Genomic DNA, 17,983 nt, shown 5'->3' on the forward strand with positions numbered 1-17,983 from the left:
ATAACTTCCCGTTATGAGCTTAAGCCGGTGTTTGTCAGGCGAGCACCTTGATCGGGATCACGGTGCGGCCGCCGGTGGCGGCCCGGGCCTGGGCAGTGGTCCGGATGATGCGTTTGATCTCGGGCACGCAGGAGCCGCAGTTGGTACCGCATTTGAGCTTGTCCTGCAGCACCAGCAGCCGTTCGTCGTCGCTGGCCAGGTAGCCGGCGCCGCCGACCGCGTGGGTGATGTCCGTCAGGCAGGCCCCGATCTCGGCATCGGTGACGCTGAAACAGGTGCATACCGGTTTGCCGCGCGACTGCAGGGCCACCGGGGCCTTCGCGCCCGGCAGCAGCAGCAGGCGGCCATAACTTTGCGCCGGCAGTTCATCCTGCAGCAGGGTCTTGATCCAGGCTTGGGCGCTCACATCGCCGGCCAGCACGAAGCCCGCCAGTTCGGCCTGCTCGCCATGGCGCACCAGCCGTGCGGTGCGGTGCTGGCCCTTCTTCCTGTCGGCATAACGCAGGACATCCGTCCCGCCCAAACCGAGAATGCCCTCGATCTTTTCCAGCACGCCGGCCGGCGGCGCCTCGAAAGCCGCCGCGCGAAAAAGCACGCCATTGCGCTGCCGGCCCGCTTCGCCCAGCGGCACCTGGTTGGCAAACGGCACGCAGCTGCTGAAGGCAAAGGCCGCCATCAGTGGTTTGAGCTGTTCGCGCGCCGCCAGCACTTCGTCATCGGGCAGCCAGGCCATGGCCAGCAGCGACCAGGGCAGTTCGGCCTTGAGGATCTTGACCGCCGCGTGTTTGAGTTCGGGCTGCTTGGAGCTCGGGCAATAGACCGAGGTGGTCAGCGCGTTGATGCCGGCCAGCGGTTCGCCGCTGCTCGACAGGCCGCTCAGGTACTCGCTGCCCCAGTGCATGGCCATGAAGGCTTGGCTCACCGCCACTTCGGGTGAAGCCTGCAGCGGCACCACGATGGAGCCGCGCCTGGACGTGACGTACACCAGGTCGCCGTCTTTGAGCAGGCGGCGCGCCATGTCCTGCGCGTTCATCTGGACGGACGGCTCGGCCACATGGCCGAACAGGCGGCCCAGCGTGCCGGTGCGGCTCATGCCGTGCCACTGGTCGCGCAGGCGGCCGGTGGTCAGCGAGAAGGGGTAACGGGATTCGCGCGGTTCGGCCACCGGCTTGTAGACCGTGTTGACGAAACGCGCCTTGCCGTCGTCGGTCGGGAAAATGCCGTCTTCGTACAGCCGCGCCTTGCCGGTGGTTTCACCTTCGGGTAGCGGCCACTGCTGCGGTGCGGCTTCGAGCATCGCGTAACTCATGCCAGTGATGTCGAGGTCACGGCCGCGAGTGGATTCGCGGTGTTCGTTCCAGATGGCCTCCACGCTTGCCGCCTCTGTATCGGCGGACCAGGGGAACAGGCTGCTGATTTTCTGCACCGGCAACAACTTTTCCAGCCGCTGCGCAAACGCGACGGCAATCGACCAGTCGTGGCGTGTTTCGCCGGGTACGGGCACCGCCGGCCGCACCCGGCTGATGCGGCGTTCGCTGTTGGTCACGGTGCCGGTTTTCTCGCCCCAGGTGGTGGCCGGCAGCAGCAGGTCGGCGTAGTCGCAGGTGGCGGAGGTGGCAAAGGCTTCCTGCACCACGACCAGTTCGGCGCGCTGCAGCGCGCGGCGCACGGTGGCCTGGTCGGGCATGGACTGCGCCGGGTTGGTGCAGGCGATCCACAAGGCCTTGATCTCGCCGTCGGCCGCCGCCTGGAACATCTCCACGGCGGTTTTTCCGGGCTGGTCCGGGACCGAAGGAATGCCCCAGAGCGCGGCAACCTCGGCGCGGTGCTGCGGGTTGGCCAGGTCACGGTGGGCGCTGAGCAGATTCGCCAGGCCGCCGACTTCGCGTCCGCCCATGGCATTGGGCTGGCCGGTCAGCGAGAAAGGTCCGGCGCCCGGTTTGCCGATCTGCGCGGTGGCCAGGTGCAAATTGATCAGCGCCGCATTTTTCGCGGTGCCGCTGCTCGACTGGTTCAAGCCCTGGCAGTACAGGCTCAGGGTGGCGGCCGAGGTGGCGAACAGCTTCGCGGCGGTGAACAAATCGTCTTTTGTGATCCCGCAGATCTGCGACACCAGGTCGGGCGTGTAGTCGCGCACCGTGGTTTTCAGCGCGTCGAAACCGTTGGTGTGTTCTGCGATCCAGGCCGGTTGGGCCCAGCCTTCCCACAGCATGATGTGCAGCATGCCGTTGAACAGAGCGACGTCGGTGCCGGGCTGCACCGGCAGGTATAGATCGGCGATGCCCGCGGTGTCGGTGCGGCGCGGGTCGCAGAAGATGATTTTCATCGCCGGGTTGGCGGCCTTGGCGTCCTCGATGCGCCGGAACAGGATGGGGTGGGCGTAGGCCGTGTTGCTGCCGACGATGAAGATGCACTGCGCGTGTTTGACGTCGTCGTAACAGCTGGGCGGTGCGTCGGCCCCCAGGGTCTGTTTGTAGCCCGCCACCGCGCTGCTCATGCACAGGCGCGAGTTGGTGTCGACGTTGTTGGTGCCGATCAGGCCCTTGGCGAGTTTGTTGAAGACGTAGTAGTCCTCGGTCAGCAACTGGCCGGAGATGTAGAAGCCGACCGCGTCCGGCCCGTGCTCGCGGATGATTCGGGTGAAACCTTCGCTGGCCACATCGAGCGCATGGTCCCAGCTGATGCGCTGCGGCGCGGCCCCGCGCTGCGCACGTTGCATCGGGTGCAGCAGCCGGGTCTGGCGCGTGACGGCGTGGGACGCGGTCAGGTGCAGGGTAGCACCCTTGGTGCACAGCCGCCCGACATTGGCCGGGTGTTCCGGGTCGCCGCGAACCCCCGTGATTTCGTCGCCCTGCGACTCGATGAACACGCCACAACCCACACCGCAATACGGGCAGGTGGACTTGGTTTCCCGGGTCATCACGCGGTGTGCGGTGCCTGCACGTCAAAGGTCTCGTCGCCCAGTGCGCCTGTGGAGGCACGGGGGCCAGCGCGCGGCGGCACCAGGTCCAGGGCCAGCGTGGCCAGCTCGACAGTGTCCAGCAGCACCTGGCCGGCCTCCACCTTGCAGGAAAATTTCGGTGTGCAGCCTTCGTCGGCGCCCTGGGCGCAGCCGTCGGCCAGGGCTATGGTCCAGTTGTGCAGCGGGCAGGCCACGCTGGTGCCGAACACGATGCCCTGCGACAGCGGGCCACCTTTGTGCGGGCAGCGGTCCAGCAACGCAAACACCTGGTCGTCGGCGTTGCGGAAAACTGCGACGTCGATGCCGCGCTCCCGCGTCACGCGGCGAGCGCCCAGCACCGGAATGTCGGTGACCAGGCAGATTTTTTTCCATTCGCTCATGATGAATATCCTTGTTTCAACCGAGCACGCGGGCATACATGCCGGTGACGCGGTCCATGACCTGAAGAAGGTTTTCGCTGCTCACGAAGACGTCATTGGCAGCCTTGGCGCCGCTGACACGGGCCTTCAGCGCGTTGTCAAAGAACAGCCACTGGTGGTCGGCCAAGGCCAGCTCCTGCCTTATCTCTGCGGTCGCTTCCGGCGCATTGCGCAGCAGTTCCAGCGCCGGCACAAACTCCTCGCGGGCCTTGCTGATTTCCCGCTGGCTCGCCACGCTGTCCACGTTCCAGTTGCTGGCCAGGTAGAACTGCGCCATGCGCTGCGACAGCATGCGCTGGCGGCCCGCGACGTTGACCAGCTTGGCACCGGGCTTGCCGGCCTGCTGCTCGAACAATCCCGTGCCCTTGTGCGCCAGGGTCAGCACCTTGCCGGCCTGGTCGAGCACCGACTTGGCCCTCTCCTGAGACGGTACGGCACCGACCAGCAGGCTTTTGTAGTCGGACCAGGCGGATTCCAGCAGCACATAGGTGTCGCGGGTTTCACCGGCTGGTGCGTAGGTCTTGAGTTCGACCTGCTGCCGGTCGAACAGGGCCATGGACTGGTCGAGCACGCGGCGTGCCGACTCTGCCTGGATGCCCTGGCCCATGCCGAACCAGGCCTTGGCCATGCGCTGCGACAACATGCGCTGGCGCCCGGCCTTGTTGATGGCGTCGCCGAGTCCGGCCACCTGTGCGTGGGCCGGCAGCAGCGCAGCCAGCGCGATGCCGCAGAAAACGCGGCGCTGAAGAAGGTAGGTCATCGGTGTTGTCATCCTGAACATCGCGTGTTTCAAGCGGGAAGTGCGGAAAACTGCCGCGTGTCGACGGCCGCTTCCTTGAGCTCAAACCACGGATCGGGTTCACCGTCGAGCGCAAACTGCAACTGCTCCCAGAGCTTCTTGCGGCCCTCGTGGTCCTCCAGGATTTTTTTCTTCACGTAGTCGAGGCCGACGCGGTTCACGTAGTGCACCGTGCGCTCCAGGTACCAGCCCTCCTGGCGGTACAGCTCGCAGAAGGCGCCGGTGTATTCCAGCACCTCGGCGGCGGTTTTCAGCTTCGTGAAAAAGTGCGCCACCTCGGTCTTGATGCCGCCGTTGCCGGCGATGTACATCTCCCAGCCGGAATCGACGCCGATGATGCCGACGTCCTTGATGCCGGATTCGGCGCAGTTGCGCGGGCAACCCGACACCGCGAACTTGACCTTGTGCGGCGCATACATGCGCCACATCGCGCGCTCCAGGTCCTTGCCCATCTGCGTGCTGTCCTGCGTGCCCATGCGGCACCACTCGCTGCCGACACAGGTTTTCACCGTGCGCAGTGCCTTGGCATAGGCGTGGCCGGAGGGCATGCCGATGTCCTTCCAGATGTTTTGCAGGTCTTCCTTTTTCACGCCCAGCAAATCGATGCGCTGGCCGCCCGTGACCTTGACCGTCGGGATCTTGTACTTGTCCACTGCATCGGCGATGCGGCGCAGTTCACTGGCCGTGGTTTCGCCGCCCCACATGCGCGGGATCACGCTGTAGGTGCCGTCTTTCTGGATGTTGGCGTGGCTGCGCTCGTTGATGTAGCGGCTTTGCGGATCGTCTTTCGCCTCCTTGGGCCAGGTGCTGATCAGGTAGTAGTTGATGGCCGGACGGCAGGACGCGCAGCCGTTGGGCGTGCGCCATTCCATGAACTTGAAGGTATCGGCAATCGTCATCAGCTTGTTGTTGCGGATGGCGTCACGCACCGCCTGATGGCCGTGGTCGGTGCAGCCGCACATGGCCTTGAGCTTGGGCGTGGCCGAGTAGTCGCCGCCGGCGGTGGCCATCAGGATCTGCTCGACCAGACCGGTGCAGGAGCCGCAGGACGCGCTGGCCTTGGTGTGTTTTCGCACTTCGTCCAGTGTGAACAGGCCTTTTTCCTTGATGGCTTTGCAGATCGTGCCCTTGGTCACGCCGTTGCAGCCGCAGACTTCCGCCTCCATGGGCATGCTTGCTGCCTTGTTGTGGCCTTCGTGACCGGCGTCGCCGATGTTGGATTCGCCGAACATCAGCTTGTCGCGGATGTCGCCGATACTGCGGCCGTCGCGCAGCAACTTGAAGTAGTAGGAGCCGTCGACGGTGTCGCCGTAGAGGCAGGCGCCAATGAGTTTGTCGTCCCGGATGACCAGCTTTTTGTAGACGCCGCCGAAGGGGTCGCTCATGACGATTTCTTCCGTGCCTTCGCCGCCCATGAATTCGCCGGCCGAGAACAGGTCGATGCCGGTCACTTTCAGTTTGGTCGATGTCAGCGAGCCGGTGTAGCGGCCGATGCCGAACTGCGCCAGGTGATTGGCCGCGACCTTGGCCTGCTCGAACAGCGGGGCGACCAGGCCGTAGGCAATGCCGCGGTGCGCCGCGCATTCACCGACCGAGTAGATGCGCGCATCGGTCACGGTCTGCATGGTGTCGTTGACCACAATGCCCTTGTTGCAGTGCAGGCGCATGGTTTCGGCCAGCTGGGTGTTCGGGCGTATGCCGACCGCCATGACCACGAGGTCAGTGGCCACTTCCGTGCCGTCCTTGAATTTGATGGCGGTGACGCGGCCGTCCGGTCCACCCACCAGCTCCTGGGTCTGCGCACCCATCAGGAAGGTCAGTCCGCGTTCTTCCAGCGATTTCTGCAGCAGCTTGCCGGCCACGCTGTCGAGCTGGCGCTCCATCAGCGTCGGCATCACATGCACCACGCTGACGTCCATGCCGCGCAGCATCAGGCCGTTGGCGGCCTCCAGGCCGAGCAGGCCGCCGCCGATCACCACGGCTTTTTTATACTTTTCCGACGCTGCGATCATTTCGTTGGTGTCGGCGATGTCGCGGTAGGCGATCACGCCCTGCAGGTCCTTGCCGGGCACGGGCAGGATGAAGGGGTTGGAGCCGGTGCACATCAGCAGGCGGTCGTATTCTTCTTCGGTGCCGTCGTCGGCGCGCACCACCCGCCGGATGCGGTCGACCTCCACGACTTTCTTGCCAGCGTGCAGCGTGATGTGGTTGTCCTTGTACCAGTCCCAGCTGTTGAGAACGATCTCGTCAAGGGTCTGTTCGCCGGCCAGCACGGGGGACAGCAGGATGCGGTTGTAGTTGGGGTGCGGCTCGGCGCCGAACACCGTGATGTCATACAGCTCGGGCGCAACCTTGAGCAGTTCCTCGATGGTACGGACGCCCGCCATGCCGTTGCCGACCATGACCAGTTTTGATTTTTTCATCGTGCCACTCCAGTGGGGGCCGGTGCCGTCGGCGCAAGCGCCAAAGCCGTGCCGGCTTGCGAAAAATGGGGGGTAAAGACCATGATGTTCTCTCCTGCAAAACAGGGACCCGGCTGTGGCCGGTATGAGGTACACCAATACGCACGTCGTTATGCGCAGAACCCGCAGTGTGCTGGTTGCGGGTGGGCGCGTCGTTGCGCCCGTGAAGGCTTACGCAAAAGTTGTGCCATGAGGCGGCGTGAGTGGCGAGCCTCATGGCGCGCCCGTGGCGTGCCCGGGAGGGCTGGCATGTTCTGCCCATGCGCGGCATGCCTGGGCTGGCGCAGTGCTTGTTGCAACATTGCTCCGGAAGGCTCGTTATCTGCACCAAAGGCGGGCATGCATAGGGCTTGTCATGGTGCAGGACGTGCCCCCCGTCGCGGGTAGCAGACCGGAAAGAGGCCTTGACGCCTAAAGCGCGATGCCCAGCACCTCGGTGCCGTCCACGGCGCCGCTGCGGCCTGGCAGGGAAAAGCGCTTGCGCCGCCCCGTCTTCACGGCGCCGGCGACCTCGCGCAGCAAGGTGGCGCTCGCCGCAATCTTCCAGCCGGCCGAGGTGGCCTGCTTCTGCAGTTGCAGGGTGGTGCTGACGCTGTCGCCGACCGGCAGAACCTGGGCGTTGCCCCACAACGGGTCCTCCAGTTTGGCCAGCGTCACGGGGCCGCTGTTCAGGCCCACACTGATTTCAAAACGCGGCAGCGAGCGCCCGGAAAAATGACTGAGCAAAAAGCCCTGAACCCGCTGGGCGGCGTCGATCAGGCCCAGTGCCGCCCGGGTCGCACGCAGGCCGTGGTTGACGGTGTCGGTGTCCGTGCTGTCCACGAACACGGCCAGCAGGCCTTCGCCCACAAACTGCATGTGGAAGACGCCGAAAAGATAGAGGGTATCGCCCGCATTCTTGTAAAACTCGCGCACGACCTCGCTGAGCTCCGTGCTCGAGAGTTTTTCAGCCAGCGCCGGGAAGTTGACCACGTCGACAAAGAGAACGCTGGCGCTGGAAAACCTGTGGTCCGCGACCAACGTTTCCGCCGAGGGCCATTTGTCGGCGAGTTCAGCCAGCATTCTTTTTTCATAGAGGCTGCCCAGCTTTTTTTCCTGTTCCCTCAGGGCCTGCCCGATGGCTGCGCCGACCGCCTGCTCCTGGACGGACTGGCGCATCAGCTGCTTGTTGAGCTGGGTGGCGGTTGCTGCCAGCAGTTCCTCGAAAACCAGGGGTTTGGTCAGGTAGTCGTCCGCGCCGCTGGTCATGCCCGTGCGGACGTGGGCGCGTTCCTGCAGCGAGGTCAGCAGGATGACGGGTGTGGCCTGGATGGCGGGGTCGTTGCGCAGCGCCTGCAGCATGGCAAAACCGTCCATCACGGGCATGTTGACATCGCTGACCACCAGGTCGGGTGCGTTGCCCCGCACCAGCGCCAGCCCGGCGGCGCCGTTGTCCGCCTCGGCAACCTCATAACCTTCAAAGCGCAAGGCAGCAGCGATCAGGGTTCGGATCGCCTCATCGTCATCGATGACCACAATCAGGGCCATCTCTTTATTCCATGAAAACAAGCGTCATGGCTGCAAGCTTACCAGCGCTGCCGGCATACTGGCGAGATGCCCCACGTTCGCCAGGCCGGCCTGCCCCCGTTCGATCTGCCGCGGTGTCAGTCACACAGGGTTGTGCGCCCTGCGCTTGCCGGTCACGCGGCTTTTTCGACGTGGCCCTGGCGGGTGTAGAGGAAATCGATCACCGCCTTGCGGTAGTGCAGATACTCGGAGCTTTCGGCCAGCGCCACCCGGTCGCGCGGCCGCGGCAGCGCCACGCTCAGCACTTCGCCGATGGTGGCCGAGGGGCCGTTGGTCATCATCACGATGCGGTCGGACAGCAGCACCGCCTCGTCCACGTCATGCGTCACCATCACCACCGTGCTCTGGGTGTTGGCAACGATCTGCAGCAGCTCATCCTGCAGCTTGGCGCGGGTCAGTGCGTCGAGGGCGCCAAACGGTTCGTCCAGCAGCAACACCTTGGGCTCCATGCACAGGGCGCGGGCAATGCCGACCCGCTGCTTCATGCCACCCGAGATTTCGCCAGGGCGCTTTTGCGCTGCAGCGGTGAGGCCCACCATGGCCAGCGCCGCGTCGGTGCGGGCCTTGAGTTGCGCCTTGTTCTCTTTGGCTGCAAACACGCGCTCCACCGCAAGGTAGACATTTTCAAAGCAGGTGAGCCAGGGCAGCAGCGAGTGGTTCTGGAACACCACGGCGCGCTCGGGGCCCGGGCCGGAGATTTCGCGGTTGGCGCACAGCAGCGTACCTTGCGTTGGCGTGGTCAGGCCGGCGATCAGGTTGAGCAGCGTGGACTTGCCACAGCCCGAGTGGCCGATCAGTGCCACAAACTCGCCCTTGGCGACCGTGAGGTTGATGTTCTGCAGTGCGCAGAACGGGCCTTTTTTGGTCTTGAAGGTCTGCTCGACGCCCTGGATCTCGATGTATTTGGTGGTCAATGAACTCATGGTGCGTTCCTGGTTGGCAGGCCGGAGGCCTAACTTTTCACTTCTTCAAACGTGAAGGCCGTGGCGATCTTGATCAGCACAAATTCCAGCACCAGCCCGACGATGCCGATCACGAAAATCGCGATGATGATGTTCTTGACGTTGAGGTTGTTCCACTCGTCCCAGACCCAGAAGCCGATGCCGACGCCGCCAGTCAGCATTTCTGCCGCGACGATGACCAGCCAGGCGGTGCCAACGGCCAGCCGCACACCGGTCAGCATGTACGGCAGCACGGCGGGGAACAGGATCCTGGTGACGATCTTCCATTCGCTGAGATTGAGCACGCGCGCCACGTTCATGTAGTCCTGCGGCACGCGCTGCACGCCGACAGCGGTGTTGATGATCATGGGCCATATCGAGCAGATGAAGATGGTCCAGATGGCGGCCGGATCGGCGCCCTTGAACACCAGCAGGCCGATCGGCAGCCAGGCCAGCGGCGAGACCGGGCGCAGCAGGCTGATCAAGGGATTGAACATGCGGCTCAGGAAGGTGAAGCGGCCAATCATGAAACCCACCGGAATGCCTACCACGGCCGCCAGGCCGAAGCCCATGGCCACGCGCTTGAGCGAGGACAGCACGTTCCAGCCCACGCCCTGGTCGTTCGGGCCCTTGCTGTAGAACGGGTCCCTGAAGATCTCGATGGCCTGGATAAAGGTGTCTTTCGGTGAGGGAATGCTCGCCCCGGTGCCCATGGACACCAGTTCCCAGACCAGCACCAGCAAACCCATGCCCAGCAGCGGCGGCAGGATGCCCTGCCAGAGAATGGAGGCGTCCCGCGGTGATTTTGCTGGTGCGGCGGCTGGCACGGTGATTTTCATGCTGTTTTGGGCTGTAGTGCCCGTGGTATGGGCGTCATCAGCTATCAAATATGTAGCTGATGGTTCCCTGGATTTGTCGCCACTGCGGGCTGCCGGCGCGGCAGCTTCGAGTGGGCTGTGGAATACGGCACTGACCATGGCGATTTCCTTGATGCAGTTTGATCAGGCGCGCTGCCTCAGCAGCGTGCGGTGAATCTGAGGTGGGTGGTTTCGGCAGCGGAAAGCGTTCTCCGGGGCGTCGATCCCCACTGCGTGGGGCCCCTCGCCGCGCCGTTCACGCTGCGGCCTCCCGGGTTGTGAGGAGTAGCGAGGCTCAGAGGTGTCGGCAGCGGAAAGCGTTCTCCGGGGCGTCGATCCCCACTGCGTGGGGCCCCTCGCCGCGCCGTTCACGCTTTCACCTTGAAGGAATCCGCGTACTTTTTCGGGTCCTTGCCATCCCAGACCGTGCCGTCCATCAGCTTGTGGCTACGCATCAGGTCCTTGGGCACGCTGACCTTGGCGGCGGCGGCGGCGTCCTTGTAGATGTCGATCTGGTTGATCTGCCTGGCAATGCCCAGGTAGTCCGGGTGGTCCTTGATCAGGCCCCAGCGCTTGTGCTGCGTCAGGAACCACATGCCGTCGGACAGGTAAGGGAAGTTGACCGCACCGTCGTTGAAGAACTTCATGTAGTTCGGGTCGTCCCAGGTCTTGCCCATGCCGTTCTGGTAACGGCCCAGGATGCGCTGGTTGATCGCGTCGACGCTGGTGTTGACGTAGCTTTTTTCAGCAATCGTCTCGGCCATCTTGTTCTTGTTGGACAGGCTGGCGTCTATCCATTTGCCGGCTTCGATGATGGCGGCGGTGACGGCACGCGCCGTGTTCGGGTATTTTCTGGCGAAGTCGGCTGTCGTGCCCAGCACCTTTTCAGGATGGTCTTTCCAGATGTCCTGGGTGGTCGTGGCGGTCACGCCGATGCCGTCGATGATGGCGCGGTGGTTCCAGGGTTCGCCCACGCAGAAGCCGTCCATGTTGCCGATGCGCATGTTGGCCACCATCTGCGGTGGCGGCACGGTGATGACCTTGGCGTCCTTCATCGGGTTGATGCCGTTGGCTGCCAGCCAGTAATACAGCCACATCGCGTGGGTGCCGGTGGGAAAGGTCTGTGCGAAGGTGTATTCCCGCTTGTCGGAAGCCATCAGCTTCGCCAGGCCGGCGCCGTCCACGGCGCCCTTGTCGGCGATCTTCTTGGAGAGTGTGATGGCCTGGCCGTTGTGGTTCAGGTTCATCAGCACGGCCATGTCCTTTTTGGGGCCGGCCGTCCCCATGTGCACGCCGTAGATCAGTCCGTACAGCACATGGGCGAAGTCGAGTTCGCCGTTGACCAGCTTGTCGCGCACGCCGGGCCAGCTGGCCTCCTTGCTGGGGATGATGGTCACGCCATGTTTCTTGTCAAAACCCATGACCGAGGCCATGACCACGCTGGCGCAGTCGGTCAGCGGAATGAAGCCTATCTTGACTTCCTTCTTCTCGGGCGCGTCGGATCCGGCCGCCCAGGCGCCGGGGTTGCCGATGCCGAAGGTGGCGGCGGCGCCCAGTGCACCGGCTTTGCGGATGAAGTCGCGGCGTGTCGGCTTGCCTGGAGCGGGGGAAGTTTGCGTCATGTGGAACTCCTTGAGTGACAAAACAGAAGACTGAAAAAGAAGCGCGAAAAATCAAAAGAGGAAAAACAAAACGGCGCCCATTTCTGGCCTGCGCAAGCAGGCTGGAAATGGACGCCGTTGTCCGGTGAAGCCGTGGAAGACTTTTGAAACGGACCGTCGTTGGCCCCTTCATGCCATCAACTAAGCAGTAACCGTGCCAGATGATTTCGATGTGGGGGGTGGGCTGGTGCTTGCCTCTGAAAAACGGCTTGGCGCGGCAGCGCCGGGAGCGCAGGACACGTTCAGCCGGGGTGCGCCATCCTGGTGCGAATGCCCTCAGGCGGCACAGGCCTTGTGCTGAATCAGGGCGTTCCGGTGGCCAGGTAGTCCGCCATGGCCAGCACGGCTTCGGCCACGTCGGTCAGGCGGCGGTTCTGGTTCATGGCGGTTTGCCTGAGCATCTTGTAGGCCTCTTCTTCACTGAGCTTGCGGTGCGCCATCAGCAGGCCCTTGGCGCGTTCAATGAGCTTTCGCTCGTTGAGGGAGGCGCGCGCCGTCTCCAGCTCGTCGCTCATGGCCTGCAGCCGGCTCGCCTGGTCCTGGACCAGCTCGAGGATGGAGCGGTCCAGGTGCGGGCCGTAAGCAGTGGCCGCGGGACCGGTCTGGCCCGTTCCTGCCGGCAGGCCGCCGCCCTGTGCCGTGAGCGCGGCGAGGATCATCTGGTGGTCGCGCAGTTCGGCGCGGGCCTGCACGATCTTCTGTTCGCACAGCAGCAGGAGTTCGGCCGCCAACTGGTCCTCGACGGTTTTCATGGCGTCGATGCGGTGGGTGCAGCAGTCGAACCAGGTCTGGCTCAGGTTGGGGTCAAGGGCGCCGGCCGCCACCGAGCAGGCGATGCGGCGCAGGCGTTCGAGGTCTGCCAGCGTGGCGGTGCTCTGGCTGGTCTGCCAGAGTTCGCGCAGCGCCGGTGTCGAAAAATCGTTGAACACCTGCACGCAGCGTTCCTGCGACTGGATCAGGTGCAGCCACTGCTGCTGGCGCTGGCTGTCGGTCTGGCCCGAAGCGAAGGTGGCCGCGCCAAACGCGCGTTCCTGACCGGCAAACTCCTTGCCCTGCATGAAATTGAACATGGCCACCAGCAGGCGCGAGATCTCGGGGTTGGTGGCGCTATCGGCCGCTTCAAAGACCACGGCCAGCAGGCCGGCGATCAGCTTGACAAAGGCCGCGGTGGCCTCGGCCGCGGCCACGTTCTGCGTGCTGATGCGGGCCCGCAGGGCGGGCAGGGCGTCGAGCTCGTGCAGGACAAAGGCAATGCGGCTGAACAGCCGGGCGCCGTTGTTCAGGTGGCCGGCATCGGTGTCCAGGTGGTCGAAGCTGGCGCGCAACTCGTCCTCGACCTGCTGGCAATCGAGCACCTGGCGGGGCAACTGTGCGGCGAACCGGACGCCCTGCGAGCCCAGAAAAACATTGGAAATGCCGCGTTCCTTCTGCAGCGCGTGGACCAGCCGCCCGATCACGTTGACCAGCGCGCTGGTGCGGGTGAGTTGCTCGAGGTCGTTGATTTCGCAACGCCTGGCGGCAATCAGAAAGCTCAATCCGGATTTCATCGTTTCAGTCAAAGGAAGGAAGGTTCGCCATTGTCCAGCAACATTCATGCCTCGGGCCGCTTCTGGTCCGGATCCGGGGCGAACGGCACACCGCGCTTTACACTGGGTGCCATGCTTGTACTGGGAATTGAATCGAGTTGTGACGAAACCGGCGTGGCGCTTGTCGACGCCTCAGGCCAGGGCGTGCCGGCCTTGCTGGCGCACGCGCTGCACAGCCAGATCGACATGCACCAGGCCTATGGCGGCGTGGTGCCCGAACTGGCCAGCCGCGACCACATCCGGCGTGTGTTGCCGCTGATCAGCGAGGTGCTGGGCCAGGCGCAGCGTTCGCTGGCCGACGTCGACGTGGTGGCCTACACGCGCGGCCCGGGCCTGGCGGGCGCGCTGCTGGTGGGTGCGGGCGTGGCCTGCTCGCTGGCGGCGGCCTTGGGCAAGCCGGTGATGGGCGTGCATCACCTCGAGGGGCATTTGCTCTCGCCTTTTTTGAGCGCCGACCCCCCGCAGTTTTCTTTCGTGGCGCTGCTGGTGTCGGGTGGCCACACCCAGCTGATGCGGGTGGACCGGGTGGGCAGCTATGAGCTGCTGGGTGAAACCATTGACGATGCCGCCGGTGAGGCATTTGACAAATCGGCCAAGTTGCTGGGCCTGCCTTACCCCGGCGGGCCGCACCTGGCCAAACTGGCGCTGGGCGGCGACGCCCAGGCCTTCAAGTTGCCCCGGCCGCTGCTGCACAGCGGCGACCTCGATTTTTCATTTTCCGGCCTGAAAACCGCAGTATTGACGCAGGCCAAAAAACTCGGCGAGCCCATGGGCGAGCAGGCCCGGGCCGACCTGGCGGCCTCGACGCAGGCGGCCATTGTGGAGGTGCTGGTCAAAAAATCGGTGAAAGCGCTGGAGCAGACCGGCTTGAAGCGGCTGGTGGTGGCCGGTGGCGTGGGGGCCAATGCCTTGCTGCGCGAACAACTCAACGCGGCCTGCAGCAAAAAGGGGATTCGGGTGCATTACCCTGAGATGCATTTGTGCACCGATAACGGCGCCATGATCGCGCTGGCGGCCGGCATGCGGCTGCAGGCAGGCCTGGAAAGTCTGCAGCGCGGCTACACCTTTGACGTGAAGCCGCGCTGGGGTCTGGCGGAAATCACTGCCTGACCCGGTTTGCCGGCGGCGCAGGGGGCTAGACGCAGTGGGCGAACGTGGGGGCCGGGTTTTTCCGCCGGGCCGCCCCAAGGAAAAACGCGCCCCCTCGGGGGGCAGAGAGCGACCGTGGGGGCCAGGTCTTACTGAATCGTCAGCTGCGCCACGTTGCTGACCGGGACCTTTTTTCCCAGCGTCAAGGTCAACACGCCGTTTTCCAGTTTGGCGGTGCTTGCAGTGGCGTCGATTTCCACAGGAAAACGGTAAGCCGCCTTGACCTTGCGTGCGGCATCGGCTTTGCTGGCAATACGCACCACATCGCCTTCGATGCCGATGTCCAGCTGTTCCCTGGCCAGGCCTGGAACGTCCAGTTGCAGTGAATAGGCCTTGTCGCCGTCTTCCACCGACGCCGATTGGGCGGGGCGGCTGTCGGACAGGGAGCCCAGGGTGTCACTCAGGAATTTGTCAAGGGCGCCATTGCTGACCAGCGAGGAGGCGGGACGCTGAAAGTTTCGTGCAGGACGGCCGGCAAGTGAATAAAACATAAGGACTCCAGTTGGTTGGGCGGGAAAATTTTCCCCTTACACTTCGCGGCTCCCAATCGTGATCGCCGCATGCACAGCAGGTAAGCGTGCCCAGGCGTATTTCAAGGAAATTCCAGAATGTATTTTTTCAGTTCCAGGGTCTTGAAACGTGCCGTACTGGCCCTAGGCGCGAGCGTCTGCCTGTGGTCGGCCAGTGCCTCTGCACAGCAGCCCGTGGCGGCACCGTCTCCTGTGCGCGTCGCGCTGATCGAGAGTTTGTCCGGACCGTTTGCCAATACCGGCGAAGCCGTGTTCCGCAACCTGGTGTGGGCCGCGGAGCGCGTCAATGCGCGCGGCGGCCTCAAGCTGCCCGGCGGCAATCGCCCGCTGGTTTTCGAGCGCTACGACAGCAAGGGCCAGAACGAGGAAGCCCTGTCGGCCCTGCGCTCCGCCCTCGATGACGGGATCACGCTGGTGACCCAGGGCAACTCGTCGTCGACGGCCGCGGTGCTGATCGATGCGATCAACAAACACAATGAGCGCCAGCCGGCGCAGCGCGTGCTGTACCTGAATTATTCCGCGGTGGATCCGGTGCTGACCAATGAAAAATGCAGCTACTGGCACTTCCGCTTCGATGCCCACGCCGACATGCGCATGGCCGCGCTGATGGACGTACTCAAGGACGACAAGGCGGTCAAGAGCATTTACCTGATCGGGCAGGACTACAGCTTCGGCCAGGCCGTGCTGCGCGAAGCCCGCCGGCAACTGGGTGCCCAGCGCCCCGATGTGCAGATCGTCGGTGACGAGTTGCACCCGATGGGCCGCGTCAAGGACTTTCTTCCCTATGCCGCCAAGATCAAGGCCAGCGGTGCACAGGCCGTGCTTACCGGCAACTGGGGGAACGATCTGACCCTGCTGGTCAAGGCCGCGAGGGACGTGGGTTTTGAAGGCAGCTTCTACACGTTTTACGGCAATGCGCTGGGCGTCCCCGCCGCGCTCGGTGATGCCGGCGTCGGCAAGGTCATCGCCGTGGCCGACTGGTTTCCCAACGAGCCGGGTGCCCAGTCGGAGGCGTTTTACCAGTCCTTCCGACAACGTTTTCCGAAACCCCAGGACGACTATGTGCACATGCGCATGCAGCTGATGGTCGAGGCCCTGGCGCAGAGCATCGAAAAAGCCCGTACGGTGGAGTCAACCGCCGTCGCCGCGCAGCTGGAAAAGGCGACGGTGCTGTTTGCCGGCCACAAGGGCGTGATGCGCAGCGCCGACCACCAGTTCCAGCAGCCGCTGCTGGTGGCCGTGATGGACAAGCAGGGGACACCCGGCGTCAGGTTCGATGTGGAGGGCTCGGGTTATGGGTTTCGTGTGATCAAGACCATCGCTGCAGCGCGCTCCGAACAGGCGCACAGCTGCAGGATGCAGCGGCCCTGAACCGCACGCCAACGCCCCCCTCCGCTGAAAGACACGCATGAGACAAGCCGTTTTAGACCTCGAAGAGTCGATGATCCGCCAGGTGGCCAATGCCGGCATGGGGCGCAGCGATGTGCTCAAGTTCTGGTTTGGTGAAAGTGACGAGGTCACGCCCGCCTTCATCCGCGACGCCGCCATCACCTCGCTGCAGCAGGGCGAAACTTTTTATGCGCACAACCTGGGCCTGCCGGAGCTGCGCGAGGCGATTGCGCGTTACGCCACCGGCTTGCGCTGCGCCGGCGCGGCAGCGATTGATGCGGACCGCATTGCCGTCACCTCCGGCGGCGTGAATGCCCTGATGCTGGCCATGCAGGCGCTGGTGGATGCCGGCGATGAGGTGGTGGCGGTCACGCCGGTCTGGCCCAACCTGACCGCGCAGCCGCTGATCATGGGCGCCAGGCTGCGCTGCGTGAGTCTGCGGCCGGTGGCCGGCCAGTGGCAACTCGATATGGATGAGTTGCTGGCGGCCGTCACGCCCCGGACCCGGCTGTTGATTGTCAACGCACCGAACAACCCAACCGGCTGGACCCTGAGCCGCGCCGAGCAGGAAACCCTGCTCGCACACTGCCGCCGCACCGGTACCTGGATTCTCGCCGACGAGGTGTACGAGCGGCTTTATTTCGAGCCCACGGAAAATGGCTGCGCGCCGAGTTTCCTGGATATCGCTGTCCCGGATGACCGGCTGGTGGTTGTGCACAGTTTTTCCAAGAGCTTTTTGATGACCGGCTGGCGCTTGGGCTGGCTGGTGATGCCGCCGGGCATGACGCCGCACATTGGCAAGCTGGTGGAGTTCAATACCTCGTGCGCCCCGGTATTCGTCCAGCGGGCCGCCCTGGTGGCGCTGGCAAGGACCGATGACGTCACGCCGCAGCTGGTGGCGCACCTGAAAACCTGCCGCGACACGCTGGTGCCGCTGCTGCAGGCCCTGCCGGGCGTGGAAGTGGCCCCGGCCCGGGGCGGCATGTATGCATTTTTCCGGCTGTCGGATCAGGAGCGCTTCGGTGATTCGCTGGCCACTGCCAAACGCCTGGTGGTGGAGGCCGGCCTCGGGTTGGCCCCCGGCAATGCCTTCATGGTCAACCCGGCGCCCGAGGCCCAGGGCTGGCTGCGCTGGTGTTTTGCGAGCCGGGACGTCGCCAGGCTGGGGCAGGGCGTGGAGCGCCTGGCCCGCTGGCTGCCGGGCGCCTGAGCCGGCCCGGAGACTGGGCTATAATCCAAGGCTCTGCCCAAAAGCGTGCTTTTTCATTCGTGAACCAGCACCTCGCAGAACACGGCGGCAACGGTCAACTCCCACGTCGGGAACACTGTACCGCTCGCAAGTTATTTCAAGGAAAACCCATGATCGCGAAATCCATCAAGGCCGACATCGTTCAGGCCAACGCACGCGCCGCCGGCGACACCGGCAGCCCTGAAGTTCAAGTGGCCCTGCTGACTGGCCGCATCAATGAACTGATGCCCCATTTCAAGACCCACGCCAAGGATCACCACGGTCGCCGTGGTCTGCTGCGCATGGTGAGCCGCCGCCGCAAGCTGCTGGACTACCTGAAGTCCAAGGATGCGGCCCGTTATGTGGCGTTGATCGCCAAGCTTGGCCTGCGCAAATAAGCGCTAAAACGGTTGCAAGGCGCCTGAGTTAGTTCA

14 protein-coding genes are annotated in these 17,983 nt (G+C 64.2%); 4 read left to right on the forward strand and 10 right to left on the reverse strand.

The genetic code is table 11. From position 1 onward, the window contains the following. Window positions 1–34 precede the first annotated feature (34 nt). The 9 genes from B7X65_RS11935 to B7X65_RS11975 all read right to left on the reverse strand — a co-directional run bounded on the left by B7X65_RS11935 (window position 35) and on the right by B7X65_RS11975 (window position 13,214). Window positions 35–2,920 carry a nitrate reductase gene (locus B7X65_RS11935; RefSeq protein ID WP_293594521.1) on the reverse strand — a complete coding sequence of 962 codons (2,886 nt, stop codon included), beginning with the start codon at window positions 2,918–2,920 and terminating at the stop codon, window positions 35–37. Beyond that, window positions 2,920–3,342, reverse strand: a complete 423-nt coding sequence (nirD, locus tag B7X65_RS11940; RefSeq protein ID WP_293594522.1) for a nitrite reductase small subunit NirD — start codon at window positions 3,340–3,342, stop codon at window positions 2,920–2,922. Before nirD ends, B7X65_RS11935 begins: the two co-directional genes overlap by 1 nt. A gap of 16 nt (window positions 3,343–3,358) precedes the next feature. Continuing rightward, window positions 3,359–4,141 carry a type IV pili methyl-accepting chemotaxis transducer N-terminal domain-containing protein gene (locus tag B7X65_RS11945; RefSeq protein WP_293594523.1) on the reverse strand — a complete coding sequence of 261 codons (783 nt, stop codon included), beginning with the start codon at window positions 4,139–4,141 and terminating at the stop codon, window positions 3,359–3,361. 29 nt (window positions 4,142–4,170) lie between these two features. Then, window positions 4,171–6,603: a nitrite reductase large subunit NirB gene (gene nirB, locus B7X65_RS11950; protein WP_293594524.1), complete on the reverse strand. Its 2,433-nt coding sequence runs from the start codon at window positions 6,601–6,603 to the stop codon at window positions 4,171–4,173. 450 nt (window positions 6,604–7,053) lie between these two features. Then, window positions 7,054–8,169 (reverse strand): response regulator, encoded by a 1,116-nt coding sequence (locus tag B7X65_RS11955; RefSeq protein ID WP_293594525.1) that lies wholly within the window; start codon window positions 8,167–8,169, stop codon window positions 7,054–7,056. 152 nt (window positions 8,170–8,321) lie between these two features. Beyond that, window positions 8,322–9,131: an ABC transporter ATP-binding protein gene (locus tag B7X65_RS11960; protein ID WP_293594526.1), complete on the reverse strand. Its 810-nt coding sequence runs from the start codon at window positions 9,129–9,131 to the stop codon at window positions 8,322–8,324. A gap of 29 nt (window positions 9,132–9,160) precedes the next feature. After that, the gene (gene ntrB / locus B7X65_RS11965) at window positions 9,161–10,126 is read right to left on the reverse strand and encodes a nitrate ABC transporter permease (protein WP_293594527.1); all 966 of its coding nucleotides are present in this window, start codon (window positions 10,124–10,126) and stop codon (window positions 9,161–9,163) included. A gap of 248 nt (window positions 10,127–10,374) precedes the next feature. Continuing rightward, a complete protein-coding gene (locus B7X65_RS11970) occupies window positions 10,375–11,628 on the reverse strand; it encodes an ABC transporter substrate-binding protein (RefSeq protein ID WP_293594528.1) in 1,254 nt (417 codons plus the stop codon). 341 nt (window positions 11,629–11,969) lie between these two features. Next, on the reverse strand, window positions 11,970–13,214 hold the full coding sequence (locus B7X65_RS11975) for a nitrate regulatory protein (protein WP_293594529.1): 1,245 nt from the start codon (window positions 13,212–13,214) through the stop codon (window positions 11,970–11,972). Window positions 13,215–13,325: 111 nt separating this feature from the next. Here B7X65_RS11975 and tsaD point away from each other — a divergent pair, with 111 nt between their 5' ends. Beyond that, the gene (tsaD, locus tag B7X65_RS11980) at window positions 13,326–14,363 is read left to right on the forward strand and encodes a tRNA (adenosine(37)-N6)-threonylcarbamoyltransferase complex transferase subunit TsaD (protein ID WP_293594530.1); all 1,038 of its coding nucleotides are present in this window, start codon (window positions 13,326–13,328) and stop codon (window positions 14,361–14,363) included. Window positions 14,364–14,491: 128 nt separating this feature from the next. Here the strand turns inward: tsaD and B7X65_RS11985 are convergent, their stop codons facing one another. Next, the gene (locus B7X65_RS11985; protein ID WP_293594531.1) at window positions 14,492–14,893 is read right to left on the reverse strand and encodes an Hsp20/alpha crystallin family protein; all 402 of its coding nucleotides are present in this window, start codon (window positions 14,891–14,893) and stop codon (window positions 14,492–14,494) included. A 117-nt stretch (window positions 14,894–15,010) separates the two neighbouring features. Between B7X65_RS11985 and B7X65_RS11990 the strand changes: the two genes are divergently transcribed. The 3 genes from B7X65_RS11990 (at window position 15,011) to rpsO (ending at window position 17,947) form a co-directional block, all read left to right on the forward strand. Further along, the gene (locus tag B7X65_RS11990) at window positions 15,011–16,303 is read left to right on the forward strand and encodes a branched-chain amino acid ABC transporter substrate-binding protein (protein ID WP_293594532.1); all 1,293 of its coding nucleotides are present in this window, start codon (window positions 15,011–15,013) and stop codon (window positions 16,301–16,303) included. A 37-nt stretch (window positions 16,304–16,340) separates the two neighbouring features. Beyond that, window positions 16,341–17,531: a pyridoxal phosphate-dependent aminotransferase gene (locus B7X65_RS11995; RefSeq protein WP_293594533.1), complete on the forward strand. Its 1,191-nt coding sequence runs from the start codon at window positions 16,341–16,343 to the stop codon at window positions 17,529–17,531. Between the two features lie 149 nt (window positions 17,532–17,680). Next, window positions 17,681–17,947 carry a 30S ribosomal protein S15 gene (gene rpsO / locus B7X65_RS12000; protein WP_096665963.1) on the forward strand — a complete coding sequence of 89 codons (267 nt, stop codon included), beginning with the start codon at window positions 17,681–17,683 and terminating at the stop codon, window positions 17,945–17,947. Window positions 17,948–17,983 lie beyond the last annotated feature (36 nt).

The sequence above is a fragment of the Polaromonas sp. 39-63-25 genome, assembly GCF_002278925.1.
Taxonomy (GTDB): domain Bacteria; phylum Pseudomonadota; class Gammaproteobacteria; order Burkholderiales; family Burkholderiaceae_C; genus Polaromonas.